Annotated in this window: 19 protein-coding genes, 4 tRNA genes and 1 pseudogene; 13 read left to right on the forward strand and 11 right to left on the reverse strand. The window is 38.3% G+C overall.

What is annotated here, in order from left to right:
- Positions 1-279: 279 nt before the first annotated feature.
- The 8 genes and pseudogenes from A3Q34_RS02565 to A3Q34_RS02595 form a co-directional block, all read right to left on the reverse strand.
- Positions 280-356: transfer RNA gene (locus tag A3Q34_RS02565), tRNA-Asp, on the reverse strand.
- 137 nt (positions 357-493) lie between these two features.
- Positions 494-570 (reverse strand) — tRNA-Asp (locus tag A3Q34_RS02570).
- Between the two features lie 87 nt (positions 571-657).
- Positions 658-734: transfer RNA gene (locus tag A3Q34_RS02575), tRNA-Asp, on the reverse strand.
- A 52-nt stretch (positions 735-786) separates the two neighbouring features.
- Positions 787-863, reverse strand: a tRNA-Asp gene (locus A3Q34_RS02580).
- A gap of 167 nt (positions 864-1,030) precedes the next feature.
- Positions 1,031-2,356 carry a TIGR03503 family protein gene (locus A3Q34_RS02585; RefSeq protein WP_070373923.1) on the reverse strand — a complete coding sequence of 442 codons (1,326 nt, stop codon included), beginning with the start codon at positions 2,354-2,356 and terminating at the stop codon, positions 1,031-1,033.
- On the reverse strand, positions 2,344-3,069 hold the full coding sequence (dnaQ, locus tag A3Q34_RS20820) for a DNA polymerase III subunit epsilon (RefSeq protein ID WP_070376981.1): 726 nt from the start codon (positions 3,067-3,069) through the stop codon (positions 2,344-2,346). Before dnaQ ends, A3Q34_RS02585 begins: the two co-directional genes overlap by 13 nt.
- 126 nt (positions 3,070-3,195) lie before the next feature.
- Positions 3,196-3,588: pseudogene (locus tag A3Q34_RS20825) on the reverse strand (DUF2919 family protein); the annotation flags it as partial.
- Entirely contained in the window at positions 3,572-4,306 is a 735-nt protein-coding gene (locus A3Q34_RS02595) for a DUF599 domain-containing protein (protein ID WP_070373924.1), read from the reverse strand. The gene A3Q34_RS02595 and the pseudogene A3Q34_RS20825, both read right to left, overlap by 17 nt.
- 249 nt (positions 4,307-4,555) lie before the next feature.
- Between A3Q34_RS02595 and A3Q34_RS02600 the strand changes: the two genes are divergently transcribed.
- Together A3Q34_RS02600 and A3Q34_RS02605 are read left to right on the forward strand one after the other, a co-directional pair.
- Positions 4,556-6,952, forward strand: a complete 2,397-nt coding sequence (locus tag A3Q34_RS02600) for a carbohydrate binding family 9 domain-containing protein (protein ID WP_070373925.1) — start codon at positions 4,556-4,558, stop codon at positions 6,950-6,952.
- Between the two features lie 170 nt (positions 6,953-7,122).
- Complete coding sequence (locus A3Q34_RS02605) at positions 7,123-9,432, forward strand: carbohydrate binding family 9 domain-containing protein (RefSeq protein WP_083277875.1); 2,310 nt, start codon at positions 7,123-7,125, stop codon at positions 9,430-9,432.
- Between the two features lie 208 nt (positions 9,433-9,640).
- On the opposite strand, the gene A3Q34_RS02610 is transcribed toward A3Q34_RS02605, so the two are convergent.
- The gene (locus A3Q34_RS02610) at positions 9,641-10,693 is read right to left on the reverse strand and encodes a hypothetical protein (RefSeq protein ID WP_157470765.1); all 1,053 of its coding nucleotides are present in this window, start codon (positions 10,691-10,693) and stop codon (positions 9,641-9,643) included.
- Positions 10,694-10,771: 78 nt separating this feature from the next.
- Positions 10,772-11,824, reverse strand: coding sequence for a hypothetical protein (locus A3Q34_RS02615; protein WP_070373927.1), 1,053 nt, complete (start codon positions 11,822-11,824; stop codon positions 10,772-10,774).
- Positions 11,825-12,330: 506 nt separating this feature from the next.
- On the opposite strand from A3Q34_RS02615, the gene cysK reads away from it, so the two are divergent.
- Complete coding sequence (gene cysK / locus A3Q34_RS02620) at positions 12,331-13,299, forward strand: cysteine synthase A (RefSeq protein WP_070373928.1); 969 nt, start codon at positions 12,331-12,333, stop codon at positions 13,297-13,299.
- Between the two features lie 50 nt (positions 13,300-13,349).
- On the opposite strand, the gene A3Q34_RS02625 is transcribed toward cysK, so the two are convergent.
- Positions 13,350-14,132: an alpha/beta fold hydrolase gene (locus A3Q34_RS02625; protein WP_070373929.1), complete on the reverse strand. Its 783-nt coding sequence runs from the start codon at positions 14,130-14,132 to the stop codon at positions 13,350-13,352.
- A 261-nt stretch (positions 14,133-14,393) separates the two neighbouring features.
- Here A3Q34_RS02625 and A3Q34_RS02630 point away from each other — a divergent pair, with 261 nt between their 5' ends.
- From A3Q34_RS02630 to kynA, 10 genes are all read left to right on the forward strand, one after another.
- Positions 14,394-15,182, forward strand: a complete 789-nt coding sequence (locus A3Q34_RS02630) for an SDR family oxidoreductase (protein WP_070373930.1) — start codon at positions 14,394-14,396, stop codon at positions 15,180-15,182.
- 36 nt (positions 15,183-15,218) lie between these two features.
- Positions 15,219-16,676: an aldehyde dehydrogenase gene (locus A3Q34_RS02635; RefSeq protein WP_070373931.1), complete on the forward strand. Its 1,458-nt coding sequence runs from the start codon at positions 15,219-15,221 to the stop codon at positions 16,674-16,676.
- A gap of 27 nt (positions 16,677-16,703) precedes the next feature.
- Complete coding sequence (locus A3Q34_RS21030) at positions 16,704-16,847, forward strand: aldehyde dehydrogenase family protein (RefSeq protein ID WP_331710960.1); 144 nt, start codon at positions 16,704-16,706, stop codon at positions 16,845-16,847.
- A gap of 433 nt (positions 16,848-17,280) precedes the next feature.
- Positions 17,281-17,763, forward strand: a complete 483-nt coding sequence (locus tag A3Q34_RS02640; protein WP_070373932.1) for a RidA family protein — start codon at positions 17,281-17,283, stop codon at positions 17,761-17,763.
- Positions 17,764-17,765: 2 nt separating this feature from the next.
- Complete coding sequence (locus A3Q34_RS02645) at positions 17,766-18,323, forward strand: 3-hydroxyanthranilate 3,4-dioxygenase (protein WP_070373933.1); 558 nt, start codon at positions 17,766-17,768, stop codon at positions 18,321-18,323.
- A 3-nt stretch (positions 18,324-18,326) separates the two neighbouring features.
- Positions 18,327-19,334: an amidohydrolase family protein gene (locus A3Q34_RS02650; protein WP_070373934.1), complete on the forward strand. Its 1,008-nt coding sequence runs from the start codon at positions 18,327-18,329 to the stop codon at positions 19,332-19,334.
- Positions 19,331-20,269 carry a cyclase family protein gene (locus A3Q34_RS02655; protein ID WP_197517643.1) on the forward strand — a complete coding sequence of 313 codons (939 nt, stop codon included), beginning with the start codon at positions 19,331-19,333 and terminating at the stop codon, positions 20,267-20,269. Before A3Q34_RS02650 ends, A3Q34_RS02655 begins: the two co-directional genes overlap by 4 nt.
- Before the next feature lie 3 nt (positions 20,270-20,272).
- Complete coding sequence (gene kynU / locus A3Q34_RS02660) at positions 20,273-21,583, forward strand: kynureninase (RefSeq protein ID WP_070373935.1); 1,311 nt, start codon at positions 20,273-20,275, stop codon at positions 21,581-21,583.
- Entirely contained in the window at positions 21,580-23,016 is a 1,437-nt protein-coding gene (locus tag A3Q34_RS02665; protein WP_070373936.1) for an FAD-dependent oxidoreductase, read from the forward strand. The genes kynU and A3Q34_RS02665 overlap by 4 nt, the downstream gene beginning before the upstream one ends.
- Positions 23,009-23,872, forward strand: a complete 864-nt coding sequence (kynA, locus tag A3Q34_RS02670) for a tryptophan 2,3-dioxygenase (RefSeq protein ID WP_070373937.1) — start codon at positions 23,009-23,011, stop codon at positions 23,870-23,872. Before A3Q34_RS02665 ends, kynA begins: the two co-directional genes overlap by 8 nt.
- Positions 23,873-23,903 lie beyond the last annotated feature (31 nt).

The raw sequence follows: 23,903 nt of genomic DNA on the forward strand, positions 1-23,903 counted from the left end.
ATAGCATATTAACAATAATATTAGCTCTGTGGAATGTAGTCGAAGCCGTGATAACAACAATCGCAGCAAACGTCTGCTTCGCGTATAGAAAGCGAATTAAACTGAATTGTTATAGTTTTTTGTCATTTATTTTATAAAATTTGAGGTCTTGAGGTCTTGAGGTCTTGAGGTCTTGAGGTCTTGAGGTCTTGAGGTCTTGAGGTCTTGAGGTCTTGAGGTCTTGAGGTCTTGAGGTCTTGATATTTTTCATATGGCTATAAAAAACAGTAAAAACAATGTTGGCGGAGTGGACGGGACTCGAACCCGCGACCCCCGGCGTGACAGGCCGGTATTCTAACCAACTGAACTACCACTCCGCTGTATTGCTTTCTTCAAGTTTTACTACCTAAGCAGACGGTACTTAAACCCGCATATTACCTTGAATATTGGTATAAAAGATGTCACGCCTTTTATCGTTAGGTCATTCAAACCTTATTCTCTACTTAAACAATGTTGGCGGAGTGGACGGGACTCGAACCCGCGACCCCCGGCGTGACAGGCCGGTATTCTAACCAACTGAACTACCACTCCGCTGTATTGCTTTTGAATGTTATAATAAAAGATGTCACGCCTTTTATTGTTAGGTCATTCAAACCTTATTCTCTACTTAAACAATGTTGGCGGAGTGGACGGGACTCGAACCCGCGACCCCCGGCGTGACAGGCCGGTATTCTAACCAACTGAACTACCACTCCGCTGTATTGTTTTAAACGTTTAGTAAAACTAGGTGCTTAACCTTTGATTAATTGGCGGAGTGGACGGGACTCGAACCCGCGACCCCCGGCGTGACAGGCCGGTATTCTAACCAACTGAACTACCACTCCGCTGTATAATCAACACATTCTTCAACAAGTCGTTGAATGCGGCGGAGATAATACGGTTAAGACGCAGAGCAGTCAACCACTTTTTTAATATAATTAACTGTATGCACGTTTGATGTACAATACGGAGGAATTACATTCAAAAATGGCTTTATTTAATTGGCTATTCATCATTTTTTGTTCTTTTTTCGGCGAGATATAAAGTAAAAGACTAACGCTATAAGGACGATTCCGACGTTTGCAACAGCAATAATAATATAAGTTTGCAGATCTTTTTCACTTTTAGCCCTTTCTTGTTCGACTTTAGCTTCTTGCAACTCCATGGCTAATTGTTTAGCTTTTTCTTCTGCTAGTGTAATTTTATCGGTAATAACATCCGCTTTGTCTGCAGGGAGTGATGTCATTTCACCCTTAGCATTTAGGGGCGGCATCACTAAGCCCGTTTTACTTTCTGCATTAAAGGTAAATTGTTCTAACACTAAACGGAATTCGCGGCCGTTAATTGTTTTGCCAAAAACACTTACTTGTATACGATGAACACCTGACTCGGTGTAAGCAAGTTCGTAAGTACGTAAATTGCCTTTTCCTTCCGTAATAGAGAATGGTACTTCTTGACGGTCTGGAAAAATAACTTTCCCTTGAAACAAAACACTATCCACATCTACATAAGTAGGGTCGATAGTAAAGATGACCTTGTGAGACTTCCCTACTTCCATTACGGGTTCAACAGAAATGGTAATTGGTGTCTTTTGCAAAATAATGGGTTTTTGTCGTAACTCTCGAGTAGCCATCGGCATAATAACAGAGTAAATAGGTAGCCATTCACCCGGAGCAAAAGCAAGTTCAAATTCGCCGGTAAAGACACCATCCTTGGCATACTCATCTAAGTCACGGCCATCATCACGAAACTGCGCTATTTTAATGGGTTCAGCACCGAAATTATCATACGCAGAATTATTGGTACTAAAAAAATCTACATTGAGGTTAATAACGTCACGAAAGAGTGGATCGTCAATAGCTTGTTCTCCGTTATAAAGGTGCCCTTCAATTTTTAAGGTTTCTCCCGAGAGGATAACCTCAGGTAAGGGGTCAACTTTAATAGTGACCTCAGTGACAACCATAATGTGGCTTTGCGGTAAAATATCACCAATAGCCTGCCAGGGACCGGGCATTGGATTTTTAATGGTGATTAAATCAAAAGTACGATCATCAAACCAAGTGATTTTATCTTTAGGTAAATTATTAATTTTAATTTTTGTGCCATCAGGGCGCACAAGTATGATGGGTGGCGTGCCACTTCTTCGATAAAATAACAGTGTTATTTCTTCAAGCAAGGCATCTATTTTAAAACGATTTTCAAAATAAGGAATTGCATTGGTAACATTATCTGCTTGGTAATAATCAATTTTGGTTTGTTGTCCATAACTTGGTATAGATATCAGTAGAGAGGCTACTACTAAGATAATAAAAAGTTTTGACTGACCTATTTGGGCCATATTGGTTCGCTCCCTTTTTCAGCAACAATCGCTAATCTTTCACTATGCTTAATGAGTTCATCGGCAGAAGCTTGGATAACCTTTAATTTTGTTCGTTGAGCGGGTAAACGACGAATAGCATTACTGTCACCTGATTCACTGCCTGCTGATAGATTTAACACGGACTGCTTACGCGTCATCTCTACATAAACAAACGCTAAAAGTTGAGCATCGATTAATGCACCATGATAAGTGCGGTCGACTAATTTATCGACACGATAGTAACGGGCTAAATAATCAAGAGTCTTTGGTGAACCAAATTCATCTTTTGAAACATGCAACGTATCTATAACAGTACACATATCACGAGTGTTGGGAATATTTCGCTTTAATAAAGCAAATTCATTATCCATAAAACCGATATCAAATTTAGCGTTATGAATAACAAGGCGTGCACCTTTAATAAATTCGATAAAGTCATCGGCGACTTGACTAAATAAAGGTTTATCACGAAGGAACTCATTGGTTAATCCGTGAATATTGATAACTTCCTGATCCATTTCAAATAATGGATTGATATAAACGTGAAAACTACGACCGGTTAACTGTCGGTTGATCATTTCAACACAGCCTACTTCAACAATTCGGTGCCCTTCCCTAGGATTAATACCCGTTGTTTCTGTATCTAATATAATTAATCGTTCATCTTGTTGTACGGCTTGTTCGTTATTCATTGTGATTTCATCACCTTTTTTTGGGTCAGGAAGTGGCTCTGGAAACTCAATAATATTTATTGTAAATTTTTTACTGAGATTTAACATGATTATAAGCGCTCCAACAATAATAGTTTGGGTAATTAACCATGTTAATGACAGTAAATGCCAATAAAAAAAGCCAACTGAGCAAATCATCAAATCAAAAAGTAAGGCGAAAGTGAGAATACCTTTACCATGGCGCCATGATTTTTTAACCCAGCCTTTCGCGTTTGGCCGGCGTAAGCTTAAGACAAGGACAATAAAAATACCTAACGCACCAGAGCCTAAACTTAAATAAAACAATGATGTTTCAGGGTATATCCATTGAATAATACCAACACGGTCTTTCATATTGGTTACCGACATTAGCCAAACGACATAACCCCGTAAAATAAAAATCAAGGCTAAGTAGACCCATTTTGATATTTTCAAACAATCAAAATTGTCAAAATCTTGCACCGAATAAGCAGAGTAATTATGTTTACTCATCAATATCATGACCGCGTTTTTTTGTATGCTCTATTCTTAAGTGCTCTTGTGCGGCGGTAATAGCTTTTACTGCTCGGGATCTAAATTCACGATAAAATAAAGTATAAACAACCAGTAAACTGGCAAAAATAAATAACGCAGGATGAAAAAACCAACACATTGCCGCAATAGAAAAATAATAAGAACGTAATCCATAATTATAAGAATGTGCTGCTTGGTCTTGCACTATTGCCATTTGTTTTGCATAGGCACGCAAGTTTTCATCTTCGCCTAACGCATCATAAGGCGCAGCACCAATCATGACATTTAAAAAGCCATACTGCCGCATAGACCAAGTAAATTGAAAAAATGACATAATAAAAATAAAAGCTAAGACACCTAATTTTAATTGTATCGCCGCATGATTTGGGAAATCGGCATAGGGAATTGAACCGATTACCGCTTCTAAACGTTCGACTTGAGCAAATAGAGTCAATACACCGGCTAAGACCAGTAAAGTTGTTGAAGCAAAAAAAGCAATATTTCGCTCCAAATTTGCTAACAACGCAGCTTCACCAACACGAATATCTCGCGTCATTAGCTCATTCATCCAATGAATTCTATGTTGATGTAGACATCTAGCGATACAATTAGTGTTTTTTGCTTTGACACGAGCAAACCAAGTGTAACCAATCCAACAAGTTACAAAGCATATAAAGGCAAGAATATCGAGTAAAGTAAATGGCATAATAATGAAGAATTAGATAACAGGCATTCCATTATGCAGGAGAATATTTATAGATTCGAGCTAAATTTTCTCCGATTAAGCAGGCAAAAAATGTTAGAAATAACCATTAATCGTATTCCTTATACCAGTTATCGTAATTCCTTTGACAGAAAGTCTAACTTTCTTCACCATCGCCGTTAAATCTATTACTTAAGTTTACCGTCAGTATTGAAGATAAACTTTGTACAAACACTTTCCTTTGGAGCATCAATGTTCACTGTCAAATTCAGCCATATTTTGACTATTTCCACTTTATTATTTTCTTTTCATTGTAAAGCTAGCGCGCAACAGTCAACCCAAATCCCGAGGATTTCCGGTAAAATAACCATAGATGCTAAATTAGATGAAAAACAATGGCGCCATGCAAAAAAAATATTAATCAATAACATTACTCGTCCATACGACAATATACCTAGCCAAGTTCATACCGAAGCGTTATTAATGGAAGATGGCGGTACTTTCTACATTGCTTTCATTGCTGAAGATCCCAACCCAAGCCAAATTCGAGCGTTTTACCGCGACAGAGATCAATCATGGGGTGACGATGTCGTTGGCATAAAAATTGACACTTATAACGACCAACGTTCGGCTTATCGATTTTTAGTCAACCCTTTAGGCTCTCAAATCGACGGTGTCGAAAATGAAATAACGAAAAGTGAAAGTGATTCTTGGGATGGCATCTGGGACAGCGCAGGAATAATTAACGATAAAGGCTATATCGTAGAAATGGCTTTACCCCTTCGTATGCTTAACTTTACTGAAAAATCGTCATTGCAAGATTGGGGCATTGAATTAATGCGCTTTTATCCGAGAAACGAATTTTTTCGTTTCTCAAACGTTCGCCTTGAACGAGATAACGACTGTGAGTTATGCCAACTTCACACGATTGAAGGCTTTAAGGGGGCAAAACAAGGCGATAACTTAACCGTTACGCCATCACTCGTTACTGGTATTAATGAAGAAAGAGAAAATAATGAGGATTGGCAGAGTGAAACCAACACAGAAGCTAGCTTAGATGTACGTTGGGGAATAACGCCTGACTGGGTGTTGAATGCCACAGTTAATCCAGATTTTTCAACGGTTGAAACAGATAATGCACAGTTAAATATCAATAATAACTTTGCACTTTTCACTCAAGAAAAAAGACCCTTCTTTCTAGATAATGCTGATTACTTTGATTCAAATTATAACCTCATTTATACCCGAAATATTAACGCGCCAAACTACGGTGCTAAATTAACCGGTCGAGAAAACGATCACTCCTTTGGTTTATTTGTCACCGATGACGACAGTACCAATATTTTAATCCCGGGTAATAGAGGCTCTTCCATAGCGAGCATCGAAGGCGAATCAAAAGCAAGCGCTTTTCGCTATCGCTACAATTTTAATGAAAATATAACTATGGGGACCGTAAGTACCATACGAACCGCCGAAGATTATCAAAATATCGTACACAGTGTCGGCAGTCAAATTAGACTTTCAACGGCTGATGTCTTTAAGTTTCAAGCGCTTTATTCAACCACAGAATACCCTGATAACTTATTTGAACAATTTTGTGATGCCGATGATAGCGACGATTCAAGTGAGTCAGACAATTGCCATGCGCCACCAGAAAACATTGACTGTGGCTATAGTCAATGTGATTACAATGAGCAGGTTTTACGGACCTTACAAGATGATAAGTTTAGTGGTAGTGCCTTTAAAACCAGTTATTCTCACAATGACCGAGACTGGTATTACCGCGTAACATACGATCAGCAAAATTCTGGCTTTCGTGGTGATTTAGGCTTTATTCCTAATGTTGACTACAAGCGTTTTTCTGTCGGTGGTGATAGAAAGTGGTATGCGCAACCAGGCAAATGGTGGACGAAATTTAAAATATATTCTGATTGGGATATCACCCATAATGACAATAATGAATTGATTGAAAAAGAATTTGATATTAACGCTCAGCTAAATTCAAGTATGAATTCATACTTCCGCTTTTCTTATTCAAACCGTGATTTAGTCGGTTTAAGAAAAGATAAAAGTATTTTAGCCATTGACGGTAACACCACCTTGTTTACCGAAAATCAATTTTCACTCTATGGTGAAGTTAATCCAATGCTAGGTTTATACTTTAACAGTAACTTTAAATACGGCGATGCCATTGATTATAGAAACAACCGTCTTGGCCGAACTAAACAATGGAGTTCAAAAGTAACCTTAAATGTTGATAAGCATTTAGAATTAAATATCAAACATACCTTTAATCAATTAGATGCCACTAATCGTAACGTCGATGCGACCAGTAACAACGTATTTACTGCAAGATTGACCGATTTTAGAGCAACGTATCAATTTAATGTGTTAAGTTTTTTACGTTTTAGTTTTATTTATAATAATACCAACAGAAATATTAACAATTATATTTACACGGATCCCGAGGATATTACCCAAAGCAGGAAGAACGTCTCAACTGAATTGTTGTACGCCTATAAGTTGAATTCGCAAACAGTTTTCTATCTAGGCTATTCTGATAGACACTACACCGAAGAAGATTTTAGCGACTTAAATCAAAATAAACGTAATCTCTTTATGAAGTTTAGTTATGCTTGGATGAAGTAAAAATAAATAAAAATTCCACCAGCTTTAAATAAAGTCGCCATTTGGCGACTTTTTTATTGCCTATTAATAATAGATCTAAAATAATTAATGATTGTTTTAACTGCATTTTTTTGACACAATTTATCCAGAGTCACAATATAAAAATAATAAAATGTAACCCTGGAGAGAAAATGTTGTTGTTAAGAAGTAGCTACAAAGCCATAGTAGCTAGTATATTCTTACTGTTTTCACAGAATAGTTTTGCTGAACAAAATACCCAAGAAAAAACAATCAATAAAATCGATCATTTATCGATACCTTATGCTAAAACAAAAGTCACTATAGACGGCAACATCAACGAAGAGGAATGGTCTCAGGCATTATCCATAGAGCTCAACATTGTTAATTACCCTTGGAATAATAAGCCTAGCCCGGTTAAAACCACTGCAAAAATATTTGAAGATGGTGAGACCATTTATATCTCTTTTATTGCCCAAGATCCCAACCCAGAAGAAATAATTGCCTATTTAGGTGACCGAGATACACGACTCGAAGACGATGTGGTGGGTATAAAACTCGACACTTACAACAATCGACGATTAAGTTATGAACTCTTTGTTAATCCTTATGGATCGCAAATCGATAGAATAAAAAACGAACTCACCGGTGATGTCAATTCAGCTTGGGATGGTATGTGGCAATCGTTTGGCAAAAGAACAGCGAGTGGTTATCAAGTTGAAATGGCTGTGCCCTACCATGCATTGAACTTTGCTGACACAGATGAAGAAAAAACCTGGGCAATTGAGTTTATTCGTCTCTACCCACGCGACTCTCGCCTGCGTATATCTCATATACCGCTCGACCGAGACAATGATTGTTGGTTATGCCAAATACCTGAAGCAAAAGGTTTTAAAGATGCAAAAACCGGTAACAATTTAACAATCACGCCAGCAATAGTGGCAAATAAAAATGATACTCGTGACATTTACGACCCACAAGATGAATGGCAAAGCGATAACGACACCGAAGCGGGCGTTGACTTACGCTGGGGTATTAATGCCAACACGCTATTAAACGTTACGGTAAACCCAGATTTTTCGACAGTAGAGTCTGATGCCGGACAACTTAGCGTTAATAAAACCTATTCCTTGTTTTATCGTGAGGCTCGTCCTTTCTTTGTAGAAAACTCAGATTACTTCTCTTCAAACTTTAATTTAGTTTATACCAGAAACATTGCCGACCCTGATTATGGTGCAAAATTAACGGGGACTAATGACAACCATACCTATGGTGCTTTTATTAGTCATGACACAGAAACTAATTTTATTGTGCCTGGAAATACCGGCTCACGTTTAAAATCGTTAGATGAAGAAAGCCACTCTGGCGCATTCAAATATCGCTACGACTTTTCTGAAGACTTTTCATTGGGTGCAATTAGCACCTTAAGAAAGTCTGATAGTTATCAAAATACCGTTGCCGGTATCAATACCAAATATAAAATGGATGACTCGAATGCTATTCTTGCACAAGTTGTTCATTCAAACAGTGACGATTCAATAGATGAGTCGACTGATTTTGCCGACCAAGCGGTCAAACTAAGTTATGAGCACAACTCGGAGTATTGGTCGGTAAGTGCTGAACACCAAAAAATAGGCAAAGATTTCCGTGCTGATTTAGGTTTTATGCCCCAAGCTGATTATCAAGATGAGAGACTATTAGTTGACCGTTTCTTTTACAGTGAAGGTGACAGTTTTTGGCAAGAAGCAAAATTGTCAGGCCAGTGGCAAATTAAACACAATGAAAATGGTGAGTTGCTCGAAAAAAGTTTGGCATCAAGTTTTACGATTGATGGCCCTAAACTTTCACAATTTGATATTATGTTTACCTATGCAGATAAAATAGGGTTACGTAAAAGTGAGTTAAATCAATTAAATGGAGGCATTGCAGCAATTGAGTTTGATGACTCTATTGACGGTAATACCGACCGCTTTACTGAAAAGCTGTTGACGATGTTTGCGTATATAAAACCAACAAGATACCTTTATGGTGAAGTTTATTTTTCTTTTGGTAAAAAAATAGATTACCAAAATAATCGCCTCGCTGATTATCAAGAAATTTATGCGAACACTCGCCTTAACCCAACCAGTCATTTAGAGATTGATTTTTCTTATACTTATGAAACTCTCGATACTAGTCAAGGTAATGTATACGATGCGAACTTAGTGGAATTAAGAGTTTCTTACCAATTTGATGTGAACAGTTATCTTAAATTGAATGTTGTTTACTATGATGTAGATAAAAATCCAGATAATAATATTTCAGCTTATTCGAAGACCAATAGTGATTTATCAACACAATTAATTTATAGCTATAAGCTTAATCCACAGACGGTATTTTTCTTAGGGTATTCAGACAATAGCTATCAAGATGACGACTTAACTACGTTAAGGCGTGGCGAACGTACTTTGTTTACTAAAGTTAGCTACGCTTGGATGCCTTAGCCCCTTATTAATCGATAAATAAGTTTAGTTTGATAGCGGTTATCAAACTAAACTTTGTTTTACACTGCGACGTTAACAAAAACTCTGGCGGTTTTTTATCTGCGGCATATTAGCGCAATTAAAACGATTCATTAGCACATCGTTTCAATTATCAATCTATTATCAATTATCATCAAACAATCTATCAAATATCTATCAATTAAACCTTCTATCTGCCTTCTGCCATGTTCTGCAACAGTAGCAATCGTTGTTGTTCCTGCAGAGAAGCTTGATAAGGTAAATCGCTTAAACTGTTGACTGCAAAATCTTTTATTGCATGTTCATCAATTGAACTATCACCGTACTTGGTTGGTTTACCGGGAGCGGGTGACATTAATTCGATTGAGAAAGTTGATAAGTAAAATGGCGCTTGCCTGCCTTGTAATACTGACTGGTGAGCTTTTAAATAAAGATGACTATTGCCCTTATTGAGTTTTGCTTTGCTAACTAAGTGGGCGATGGGTTGGTAATTGGCATCAAATAAGTTTGCCCGCATTCTATATAGGCCTTGCTCTCTAGTCGTTAAATTAGCTTTTAATACCATATCAGCATCTTCATTGTAGGCCGGTTCAAAACTTTCTAGGGTAGCAACTGAATCAACATATTTAAGTGCTAGGGTAATATTAATATTCTTACCGTTAATTTTCGCCTTAATCGATGCTTGCAATTCTCGTGGCAAATCTCTCTTACCGGTAAAGTGTGAATGCCAGTTTTCTTCACCCTGTTCAAATTGACTGGTCAATAATACTTTACCTGTAATGATATCGACAAGTTGCAGCTCTGCGCTGGTAATATTTTCACCGGTTAGTGTCGCAAAAACAACTTCGGGATAGGTATATCGATATTTTGATAATGCGGCGCTAACTTGAGTGCCATTGTCGTCAACTAACATAGATTGTGGATTAAAAAAATTAGGAGTTAAGCGATCAAAATCTTTATCCGTTAAAGGTTGTGAATAAGGTGGAAAAGTTAACTCTGCCGCATACGCTTGTGCAACGAGTACTGCTGAATCGTTTGAAGTGATTTTATTAACTGTAGCCGCGAGCGAGCTATTATTACTTGGGGGCGGTTCTGGCAAGCTAGTTGTCTTAATCGGTATTTTTTTTATCAAGGGTTGATTAACAATCGTTAATGGTTGCGGTATTGATGGCCAAAAGAGCCAAACAACAACGGCGATAGTAGATATAACACTGAATTGTTTTAACAATGATTTTTTTTTCATAACGGCTTTACTCTTTTGCCAAGACACTGTTGATTTTCCTTGATTAACCTAGAAAACCAACAGCCTTAACTATATTATTTAATTCGGAATCGCGTCATAAATGAGCGTTGACATACTGTCATCATTCGAATTTTCAACATAGAGGTAATTACTTTTCCAAAGCCACCAGCCAGTCGTTTTAGTATAAGTGTCAAAGTAAATACTTTCTCCTGACAGTAGGTTTTTCTGATTACTTGCTGCCGTCACTTTACCTTGCTGTTGTGGCTCAAGTAACGAACCATGACTATAAGCTTTACCCATAAGCATTGGATAATGGTATGGCATAAAACCATTAACGGCATTACCTTGCTGTGCTATTTTACCATTTAACGCGATACCGGTACTGCAGCTACCGTATCTTGCTTGGCGATTAGCCCCGCAAGAGGAGTGCGTACCAACAACACCGTCGTCATTACCTTGAATAAATGGGCTAGTAACCCCTAAATACTCACTTGCATCACCAACAAAGCGTAGACGAGGGATCCTCGCATCAGGTAATGGTGCAAGTTGTCTAGCGTTATTGACTTTTAAATCATTAAGTACACCCATTTCATCGCCAAGATCGCCGCCAAGCCAAGCCTCTAATGCTGCCTCAATGACAAAAGACCACGTTTCTGTACCCTCAGCAACACTTACCGCCACATCAGCAAGTTCACTACCACCACCTGCGCCAGCGATGTCAAAGGTTGCAACAATATTCAGTGGTGCTAATCCGGCATTTTCCAACCAAGTTTCTTGGTTATCTATAATATACCGTGCCACTAAATCACCGGTTGAATGTGTTACAAAGATGCAACCCGGCGTACAAAAGTTACTTTCAGAAAATGATTTCAACTTTGGCCAAACATAGTCAGTGGCTATTTTACCTTCAATTCGTTCATATGAAGGCCAGTCAATGCGGGCATCACTGAGGTTATTCCAATAGCCTTGCCAGTAATTTTGACCACTCGCCGTAACGTCACCGTCAACAATAAGCTGTTGTGGCTGAAAGCCATGGATAAGTACTATTTTATATTCTTTACTATATGAAGCTGCTGAGCAGAATGTCAGGCAGATCCCTGCTACAACCGTTATGCGCTTAATTATATTCATTATTTCCCCAAATTATTTTTAAATTTTATTTTATAATTATATTTTTACGTCTTATTTTTATTGGTAATACAACTCATCGGACGTTCGACCAGTTAAAATGATAATAGTCCAATGACCATTTATTAGTCAATGGCTAATTATTTATAATTTTGATAGGTTATTGATAGTTAATTGATAGTAAAAACAAGGACACTTTCAGTAGAGAGCAATAAATTTATAATAATACCATTTAAAAAAGAGGTAAATTAATTCAAGCGCTTAACACCTTTTACTCATTCGCACAAACAAGCTATCATTAGTATTTTATTAGCAATAATAATTAAAAAATAAAATAGGTTATTATCAAAAAGAACGATAATTAAAGGCCGATAACACACTAATTTAACTAAAAAAGCATTTCTATATTCTTTTTTTGTATATAAGTTAACAAAATATCACTTCTTTTATTTCTATAAAGCGCTAACCTTGTGCTATTAAAGTAAATAAAGCTTTATTAAGGAGCTACCATGACTACAATATTTGAAGATAACTCAACCACTATCGGTAAAACGCCTTTAGTAAAACTTAACCGTGTAACAACCGGTAATGTTTTTGCAAAAATAGAATCAAGAAATCCAAGTGCGAGTATTAAGTGTCGTATTGGCGCAAACATGATCTGGGATGCAGAGAAGAAAGGCTTATTAACGCCTGGTAAAGTAATCGTTGAGCCAACAAGTGGTAATACCGGCATAGCCCTTGCATTTGTTGCAGCAGCTCGAGGTTATGGCATTACGTTAACTATGCCACATACCATGAGTTTAGAACGCAGAAAGTTATTAGCGGCTTTAGGGGCTAAACTTGAATTGACCGATGGCGCCAAAGGTATGAACGGTGCCATAGCTAAAGCGCAAGAAATTAAAAATTCAGATCCAGACAAGTATGTTTTATTGGGGCAATTCGACAACCCTGCCAATCCTGAGATCCATGAAAAAACTACTGGTCCAGAGATCTGGGCAGATACCGATGGTAAGATTGATATTTTTGTTGCCGGTGTTGGAACAGGCGGTACCATTACCGGTGTTAGTCGTTATATCAAAAATATTGCCGGCAAAAACATTATGTCTGTAGCTGTTGAGCCTACTGACTCACCGGTTATTAGCCAAAAAATGGCGGGTGAAGTATTAACACCTGGCCCACATAAAATTCAAGGTATTGGTGCTGGTTTTATTCCTGGTAACTTAGACTTAAGCATGATTGATGCTGTTGAAAAAGTGACCAACGATGAAGCAATGGCAATGTGTCACCGCCTAATGAAAGAAGAAGGTATTCTTGCAGGTATTTCTTCAGGTGCCGCGGTTGTTGCCGCTAAACGTTTAGCTGAGAAACCTGAAAACAAAGATAAAAATATTGTTGTTATTTTAGCAAGTTCCGCTGAACGTTACTTATCAAGTCCATTATTTAGTGATGAGTTCACTGATAAAGAACTTGTACAATAGTATTGATATCATCAAAATAAAAAAGACGCTAAGGCGTCTTTTTTGTTTTATCAATCTGCAATAAAGCGAGCAATCGCTGGATGAATTAAGCCACTATGGCTTACCGGCCCCATATGTCCGGTTGGAAAATGTTGATGTTCAATATTGGGTAAACTGGCTTTAATTTGATTGGCTAATGATTGGCTCAGTTCAGGACTGTGTTCACCTGTCATCATTAACACTTTACAAGTAAGACCACTTAGATCGGTTAAGGTATATTTCTCTGATATTAAACCTTTAAAGTCTAAACTCACCTTAGGCATATCTCTTGCCATTATATCCTGTATTTTTTGTGGTAGTGCTTTGAAAAAACCTGTTTGGTTCCAAAAATCAGTGAATATCTCTGCCGCCTGATACCTATCATCGATATTAACTTTGTTAGCAAAGTTATCCGCTAACATTCGAGCGTCACTTCTTTGTTCAAGTAAATGAAACGCAACTGGCTCATATAAAGAAAGACTTAATATTTTTTCTGGATTCTCTATGGCTAGCTTTAAGGCAATCGCGCCGCCACAAGAATGCCCGACCAAATGGAAAGACTGATGTTGAGCAACATGAGTAATAATTTTTTTAATACGGTTAATTTCAACATCAAAATTATAATTTAATTCATCAGCGACTTTTTCTGCATTACCATAACTGAGCAAATCAATATTGATGACTAAGTAGTGAGGTTCAAGCAGTTTGACTAAGGGCTGCCATTGTCTGGCTGAACTTAGCGAACTATGAAGAAGTACAACCGGTGTTCCCTGCCCTGAAATATAGGCACCTTTTAGTAGATTATTTATGGTCATTGCAGCTATTTATTAGCGATAAAACACCATTATCAGCTTAATCGAACAAATGTCAAAGTGAAATAACACTCAATCTATTGTTGCGCAATTACAAAAGATACGGCTATAAAAGTTTACAAAGTAAATAAATAAAACTTCACACTTTTGCTGACATTAAATTATTTAATGTGATAAAAATTGGTTAACTCAAATTTTCAACGAAATTAACTTAACGCCGTTTTGAAAAAATCGTCTGAAAAAACACAATAATAAAGAGTATTCATGGATATAAATCTTCAAGGTAAAAGCGCATTGGTCTGTGGTTCAAGTCAAGGGATCGGTAAAGCCTGTGCGATTGAGCTTGCTCACTTAGGCGCTAACGTCACACTATTCTCACGTAATCAAGCAGCCCTAGAATTAGTCAAAGCTGAGCTTGATACAACTCAAGACCAAAAGCACCAAGTATTAATCGCTGACTTTTCAAATACAGAGCAAGTAAAAACCGTGATCAATGCACATATTAACGCATCGGGTGGTTATGATATTTTAATCAATAATACTGGTGGCCCCGCACCTGGACCGGCCAATGTGGCTGGTGTCGATGAATTTATCAACGCCTTCAATTTACACTTAGTGTCTAACCATCACTTGGTTCAAGCACTTATCCCTAGTATGAAAGAAAAGCAATATGGCCGTATTATCAATGTTATTTCTACGTCTGTTAAGCAACCGCTCAATGGCCTAGGTGTCTCAAATACCATACGTGGTGCAGTGGCGAGCTGGGCGAAAACCTTAGCAAATGAATTGGGTGAATTTGGTATTACTGTCAATAATGTCTTACCCGGGGCTACAGCAACCGCTCGTTTGGATGCCATTATTTCAGGGAAAGCCAAGAAACAAAACATTTCAATTGAACAGGCTACACTTAACGAAAAAGCAATTATTCCAATGCGCCGTTTTGCTAAACCCGAAGAATTTGCAGCTGCGGCCGCTTTTTTAGCATCGCCTGCTGCTGGCTATATCACAGGTATTAACTTACCCGTCGATGGTGGCAGAACCTCGTGCTTATAAGGTTTACTTTAATAAACAATAGCTAGAGGAATAATAATGCTCAATGAAAATAATATTATTGAAAACTTTATTGATGGCCAATATCAAGCGCCCATCAATAATAATTATTTAGATAATATTGAGCCGGCCACGGGGTTAGTTTACGGCCAAATACCCAATAGTGATATCGCTGATGTTGAACAAGCTGTTACAGCAGCAGAACGCGCCCTGCCAGCATGGCGGGCCTTAGCTTTAGAACAACGTGCCGACTATTTAATTGCCATAGCACAAGAAATTGAAAATCAACTTGAACCCTTAGCACTTGCCGAAGCCACAGACAATGGTAAACCGGTTTCTTTAGCGCGAATGGTCGATATTCCACGTGCGGCAAGTAACTTTAAATTCTTTGCTCATGCCTGTTCACAATTCGCTAGTGAATCTCATGCGATTGCTCATACGGCAATCAATTACACCTTGCGCCAACCTGTTGGTATTGTCGGCTGTATTTCCCCTTGGAATTTACCGCTGTATTTATTTACTTGGAAAATAGCACCAGCACTCGCTGCAGGTAATTGCGTGATTGCTAAACCCTCTGAAATAACCCCAAAAACGGCGGCAATGCTCGGCGCTATTTGTCTGAAAGTCGGTTTGCCTAAAGGTGTTTTAAATATATTACACGGAACAGGTGCAAGTGTTGGCGCTGCAATATGTAACCACCCTAAAATTAAAGCGATCTCATTCACTGGTGGCTCAGCAACGGGGGCAGCAATAGCAACTCAGCTTGCACCAAAATTTAAAAAGCTATCATTAGAACTAGGTGGAAAAAACCCCGCCTTAATCTTTGATGACTGTCATTTTGAAAGTACCGTTGAAGAAGTCTTTCGCGCCAGCTTTGCGAATCAAGGTCAAATCTGTTTATGTGCTTCACGTTTATATATTCAACGGGGCATATATGAAAAATTCAAAAACGCATTAGTGGCAAAAGCACAAGCGCTTGTGCCACAAGACCCTTTACTTAATGAAACAAAAATGGGCGCGATTGTCTCCAAAGCCCATTTAGAAAAAGTACTTGGCTATATTGATTTAGCTAAAAAAGAAGGTGGTACTATTTTAGCGGGCGGTGAACAAGTGCTATTACCTGGTCGCTGTGAACAAGGTTATTTTTTACAACCGACTATCATTGAAGGCTTAAGTAATGACGCGAGTTGCAACCAGCAAGAGATCTTTGGCCCTGTTATTACCTTACAACTGTTTGATACTGACGAACAAGCACTAGCTCTTGCCAACGAAAGCCAATATGGCTTAGCGGCGACCATTTGGACGCAAAATATTAATAGAGCGCATCAACTCGCTGAACAAATAAATACCGGAATTGTGTGGATCAATTGTTGGTTACTGCGTGATTTACGAACGCCTTTTGGTGGTATGAATCATTCAGGTGTTGGTCGAGAAGGTGGTTTAGAAGCCATGCGATTTTTTACTGAACCCAAAAATGTATGCATAAAATACTCATAGGCTCAAACTAAATAAATAAATACCGGTATTGTGTGGATAAATTGTTGGTTACTGCGTGATTTACGAACGCCTTTTGGTGGTATGAATCATTCAGGTGTTGGCCGAGAAGGCGGTTTAGAAGCCATGCGATTTTTTACTGAACCCAAAAATGTATGCATAAAATACTCATAGGCTCAAACTAAATAAATAAATACCGGAATTGTGTAGATCAATTGTTGGTTACTGCGTGATTTACGAACGCCTTTTGGTGGTATGAATCATTCAGGTGTTGGTCGATAAGGTGGTTTATAAGCCATGCGATTTTTTACTGAACCCAAAAATGTATGCATAAAATACTCATAGGCTCAAACTAAATAATGAATCAAATTTGTCATAAATTTAAATCTTCAGGCGCAATATTTGCCAGCGTATTAGGCTGCAAATGGACGCTTATTTAACCTATTTTCCTGTGGAGTGCCTTAGGGGGGGTCGGTGATTTCGACATTCCCTACTCAGTCGTACTCAAATCTACATGCCATTGAAATAAATAAAGAACAAAGGTCTTTGATGGATTTTTGTCTACACTTATAACCATAAAAATATATTAATTACATCAGGAACCCTTATGAGCGATGTTAAAATTAAAACGTCTTTGAACCCGAAAATAATCAACGCGGAACTAGCACCAAAACCGGTAGGTTTATACCCTCACGCCCGACAAGTAGGCGATTTATTATTTCTTTCTGGTGTTGGCCCAAGAAAAGCGGGTTGCAAAGATATCCCTGGGGTTGTATTGGACGAGCAAGGTAAAATTAAAAGTTACGATATTGAAGCGCAATGTCATAGTGTATTCACCAATATTCGCTTAATTCTTGAAGCGTCAAATGCAAACTGGATGGACTTGGTCGATGTCACCGTATTTTTAACCAATATGGATGACGACTTCACCACCTACAATCGTATTTACGCAGAATACTTTGCCGATAACCAACCTTGTCGAACCACGGTTGAAATTAACAAATTACCAACGCCCATTGCCATTGAACTTAAATGTATCGCTGCGTTGAATCAACATAAAAAGCCTCAGACTAAAACGACGGGGGAATAGTCATGTCAACGTTAAAAAACAGCATCGCTATGCCTTTTAATTTACATGCTTGGATTGATGAACATCGCCATTTACTTAAACCTCCCGTTTGTAATAAAAAAATTTTTGAACAAGACAATTTTATTGTGATGATTGTCGGCGGCCCTAATAATCGTAACGATTATCACTATAACGCAACCCCTGAATTATTTTATCAAATTGAAGGCGAAATGGTGCTTTCAGTGATTGATGGTTCGGTTGAAAAGAATGATCATCATGATCCCGAAAATTTTCAGGATATAAAAATTAAAGCTGGCGAGATATTCTTACTGCCACCAAAGATGTTGCATTCCCCACAACGCTTTGAAAATAGCGTAGGTTTAGTGGTTGAACAAAAGCGAGCAAATAATCAAAAAGATGCACTTTATTGGTTTTGTCCTGACTGCAAAAAACAACTCTACACAGAAGCTTTTTATCTCGATAATATAGAAACAGACTTACCTAAAGTATTCACCCGTTTTTATGACACACCTGACAATTGCACTTGTCAGCAATGTGGCACAACAGTGACGAAGGGATAAGTTATGTTAAAGATAGATATTCACACGCATATATTACCGAAGACCTGGCCTAATTTACGTGAAAAATACGGTTACGGGGGGTTTGTCAGTTTAGATCATCATAAATGTGGCTGTGCCCGAATGATGGTTGATGAAAAGTTTTTTCGTGAAATAGACCATAATTGTTGGGACCCTAAAGTTCGACTTGACGACTGTAAAAAGCACCATGTAGACGTACAAGTACTTTCAACGGTTCCTGTGATGTTTAACTACTGGGCAAAACCGAAAGATACTCTAGATTTATCGATGTATTTGAATGATCACATTGCCGGCATTGTTAACGACCACCCTAAGCGTTTTGTAGGGTTAGGTACTTTACCTATGCAATCGCCAGACCTTGCAATAAAAGAACTTGAACGTTGCATGAAAATTGGTTTGTCGGGCATTCAAATTGGTTCTCATATTAATGAATGGAATTTAGACCAAAAAGAGTTATTCCCTATTTTTGAAGCCGCACAAGACTTAGGTGCAGCTGTTTTTGTTCACCCATGGGACATGATGGCGAAAGAAAAAATGCCTAAGTATTGGTTGCCATGGCTCGTTGGTATGCCTGCAGAGTCAAGCTTAGCGATATGCTCGATGATCTTTGGCGGCGTACTACAACGTTTACCTAAACTAAAAATAGCCTTTGCTCATGGTGGTGGTTCATTTCCATCAACTATTGGTCGTATTGAACACGGGTTTAATGTTCGTCCTGATTTATGTGCGGTTGACTGCCCTATTAACCCACGAGATTTTCTTCCTCAAATTTATCTGGATTCATTAGTACATGATGAATTAGCACTGAAATATTTAGTCGATTTGATGGGGCCAGACAATATTGCCTTGGGTACTGATTACCCATTTCCATTGGGTGAATTAGAACCTGGAAAGCTTATCGAGAATAGTCAGTTTTCTGATGATATTAAAGAAAAGTTACTGCATGGTTCAGCGCTTAAATGGTTAGGATTATCAAAAGAGCAATTTTTATGAGTATCGCGAACACGAAAGTTAACGTTAAAAATAGCACGATAAAAATAACCATAGAACTTCAAAATGCTAGTTATCAAGTCAATATAGCAAACTCATGGTCATTGGCTATTCCTGTTAACTTTAATCAACCAACGCAACAGCCTAATCACTTTTCTGCAAATGCGGCTCTAGCCAGTCCAATGCAAGCGGGGGGTTTTGTTGGTGATACGAAACAAGGTGGCAGTTGCAATGTAAATGAATTGACGATTAATCCGCATTGTAACGGTACCCATACAGAATCTATCGCACATATTTGTGACTTTTCAATGAACAGTCATGCTGTCAATAATGGTATCAAAAATGAAACGCAGGCAAAGACATTAGCAGAACTTAACTTACCCGCGTTAATGCCCTGCGTTGTAATATCATTAACACCTGAATTAGCTATAGAAAGTAAGGAGAATTACAGCCCTGACTTTTCTAAACATGATGTAATCATCAGTAAATCTGCACTTAAGAAAGCACTTGTTGATTATCACAATGAGCAATTACAAGCGTTGGTTATTCGAAGTTTGCCAAATAACAGTAGCAAAAAACATCAAGCCTATAACAGTGAGAATCAACCTGCTTTTTTCAGCCGTGAAGCCATTTTATATTTGAATGAACGTGGTGTTGAACACCTAATAGTAGATCTGCCATCAATTGACCGCTTACATGATGAAGGATTAATGACTTGTCACCATTTATTTTGGCAAGTTAATGAAGGTAGTCAGCAAGTAAACGAAAATAGCTTAGTGAATAAGACGATTACCGAAATAGCGTTTATTGATAATGAGATCCCTGATGACTTTTATTTTATCAATATTCAAACACCGGCTTTTCATAATGATGCAGCACCAAGTCGCCCTGTCCTATTTTCAGCAAAAGAATTTAATGCTAAAGAAATGAGTAAATAACTTATGACTATTACTAATAAAACAATAAATAATAGAACGACATTAGCATACGCCCAAGCACTAGATCTTAATGATCCGTTAGCAAAAATGCGTGAGCAGTTTGCTATTCCCAAACAAGCGAATGGAGAAGATGAGTATTATTTTACGGGTAACTCTCTAGGCTTACAGCCAAAACTTGCTCGCGAATATGTTATTGAACTACTCGACTCTTGGGGACAAAGAGGCGTAAAAGGACATTTTGAAGGGGAGCACCCGTGGCTGCCCTACCACGAGTTTTTAACCAAGCAATCAGCATTATTAGTGGGGGGGAAAAATGAAGAAGTGGTGATGATGAATTCATTAACCACAAACTTACATTTAATGATGGTGAGTTTTTATCAACCCCAAGGTAAACGTACTAAAATACTGATTGAAGATCATGCGTTCCCTTCTGATCATTACGCCGTGGAATCTCAACTAAAACATCACAAACAAGATGTTGATAAGAATATGCTGCTGTGGACACCAAGAGCAGGCGAAGAATTATTAAACACTGATGATTTATATCAAATTATTGAACAACAAGGCGATGAAATAGCCCTGATATTATTGCCCGGTGTTCAGTACTACACTGGTCAAGTGCTGGATATGAAAACCATCACTGAAAAAGCGCACGCGAAAGGTATCATGGTGGGTTTTGATTTAGCCCACGCCGTTGGCAACATCGAAATGGAACTGCATAACTGGCAAGTCGACTTTGCATGTTGGTGCAGTTACAAATATTTAAACAGTGGTGCGGGCTCTGTTGCTGGTTGTTTTGTTCATGAAACGCATAGCGCTAATTCAAACAGTGAAACGCAAGTGAACCGCTTTGCGGGTTGGTGGGGACACGACAAGTCAACCCGATTTAAAATGGAAAACAATTTTAAGCCTATTGCTACAGCTGAAGGCTGGCAATTATCCAACCCTCCCGTATTATCATTAGCGGCTATTCGAGGGGCACTTGATACCATAAAAATGGCAGGCGGGATCAGTGAGCTTCGCAAAAAATCAGTCAAGCTTACCCAATATATGACCGAATTAATAGCCAGTGAACTCGGCGATAAAATTCGTATTATCACCCCCAGTAATCAAGCTGAACGCGGTTGTCAGTTATCGTTAATGATTAATGTCAAAGGCCTTGACGGTAAAGCTATGTTTAACGCGTTAGAAGAAAATGGCGTAACCACAGATTGGCGTGAACCCAATGTTATTCGAGTGGCTCCCGTCCCTCTTTACAATCAATTCCAAGATATTTATCACTTTGTCCGACTTTTAAAGGAGTGTTTACAATGAGCGTAAATGTTATATCTAAACCTGCCAATGAAACTAACATCACAGTAGCTGGAGCTGGTCCTATTGGCGCATTGCTTGCAATAATACTCGCTCGAAAAGGCTATAATATTAATTTATTTGAATCTCGCCCAGATTCTCGCCAGCATGATATATACCAAGGAAAATCGATTAACATTGCCCTCTCAGACCGTGGTTGGTTAGCACTTGAAGCGGTTGGTATTGCTGAACAAGTCCGTAAAGAAGCGCTCCCTATGAAAAAACGTGTCATGCATGGGGTTGATGGAACAATAACAGAGCAAGCTTATGGAAAAGACGACCAAGCTATTTGGTCGGTATCACGCGCGGGCATTAATGAACAATTACTTAATTTGGCAGAAAAAGAAGCAAACGTAGCGTTGCACTTTGAAAAAAGACTTACCCATGTTGACTTTACTACGGGTTGTTCATCTTTCAGCTTTGATGTGGCACAAAGTAAAGGTCATGTCGAAATTGACGCCGATTATATTTTTGGCGCCGACGGTGCTTTTTCAAAAGTGCGCCGTCTTGCCCAAGAAACGCCACGCTTTAGCTATAGCCAATCTTTCATGCCTCAGTCTTATATCGAATTAACGATCCCAGCAAACGAAAACGAAACAGGCGATGCGCGTTTTAAAATGGAAAAAGAAGCCCTGCATATTTGGCCAAGAAAAGATTTTATGCTGATCGCTCTGCCCAACCCTGATGGTTCGTTCACTTGTACATTGTTTATGAATTATGAAAGTAAACATGACGGAGCGCATTCATTTTGCAACTTAACAGAAAGAAGTCATATAGTTAAGTTTTTCAACGATAATTTTGCCGATGCAATGCCCATACTAGCAGACCCCATCGACGACTTTATGTCCAAGAAAGCTAGCCCACTATTTTTAGTTAAAGTGGACCCTTGGGTGATCAATAACAAAGTCGCATTAATTGGTGATGCTGCTCATGCAATGGTGCCTTATTACGGTCAAGGCATGAACTGTGGCTTTGAAGATTGCCGAGAGCTTGGTGAAATTATTGATCAATATAAAGGTCAATGGTGTGATATTTTTCCTGCTTATCAAAAACAGCGAAAAATAAATGCTGATGCTATTACTGAATTAGCTCAGCGCAATTTTGTTGAAATGAGTGAGCTCTCTGGTGACAGTAATTTTCTTTTGCAGAAAAAAATTGAAGCTAAATTTCATCAACTTCATCCTGAACTTTGGGTGCCACTTTATTCTATGGTGACCTTTTGCCCACACTTGCCTTATTCGCAAGCATTAGCAATCGGTGATCAGCAAAAATTAATTATGGCTGAAATAATGCAAATTCCTGACATAGAAAGCTGTTGGCAAGACGATTTTGTTTACGAAAAACTGCTACAACTCGTTCAAAAACAAACTAAAAATAAGGATAATCTTGATGTCTAATTCTGGCTGTCCTTTTAATGGTGATGCAAACAAACGTGAAGTAGAAGACAATATTCATACCGACTTTAACGATGATATGTCCTATGGTGATTACTTGCAGCTTGATAAAATATTATCGGCTCAGCAACCATTATCGAAAGAACATGATGAGATGTTGTTTATTGTTATTCATCAAAGCAGCGAACTCTGGCTTAAACTTGCTGGCCATGAATTAACGAAAGCCATGGAGTGTTTACGCGCAGATGATTTTGGTCCCGCCTTTAAAGTTATCGCGCGGGTAAAACAAATATTCATTCAGTTGACTCAGTCATGGAATATTTTATCGACGCTTACCCCCGTTGATTACTTAAAGTTTCGTGATGACTTAGGACGATCCTCTGGGTTTCAGTCACTCGGATATCGAAAGCTTGAGTTTCTCTTAGGCAATAAAAACAGTGATATGCTTAACGTCCATAAAAATAATAGTCAAGCCTATCAAGAGTTAGCATTATTACTCAATAGCCCCAGCTTATACGACGAAGTGATTGCCGCATTAGTAAAAGCAGGTTTTAACATTGATGACTGTGTGCTTAATCGTGATGTTAGCCAAGCCTATCAGAGTAATGAGAGTGTGGTAAAAGCATGGCTAATGGTCTATCAGCAACCCGAGAAATTTTTTGAGTTATATGAGCTAGCAGAAAAGCTTGTCGACATCGAAGACTCTTTTCAACAATGGCGCTTTAAACACATGTATACCGTGCAACGGATAATTGGTTATAAGGCAGGAACCGGTGGCTCTTCTGGGGTAAGTTTTTTGAAGAAAGCGCTAGATGTTAGCTTTTTCCCTGAGTTATTTGAAGTCAGAACACATTTATAGCGATTCTTATATTGTCATTTCAAGTCAACAG

Origin of the sequence: Colwellia sp. PAMC 20917 (assembly GCF_001767295.1) — a bacterium.
Lineage (GTDB): Bacteria > Pseudomonadota > Gammaproteobacteria > Enterobacterales > Alteromonadaceae > Colwellia_A.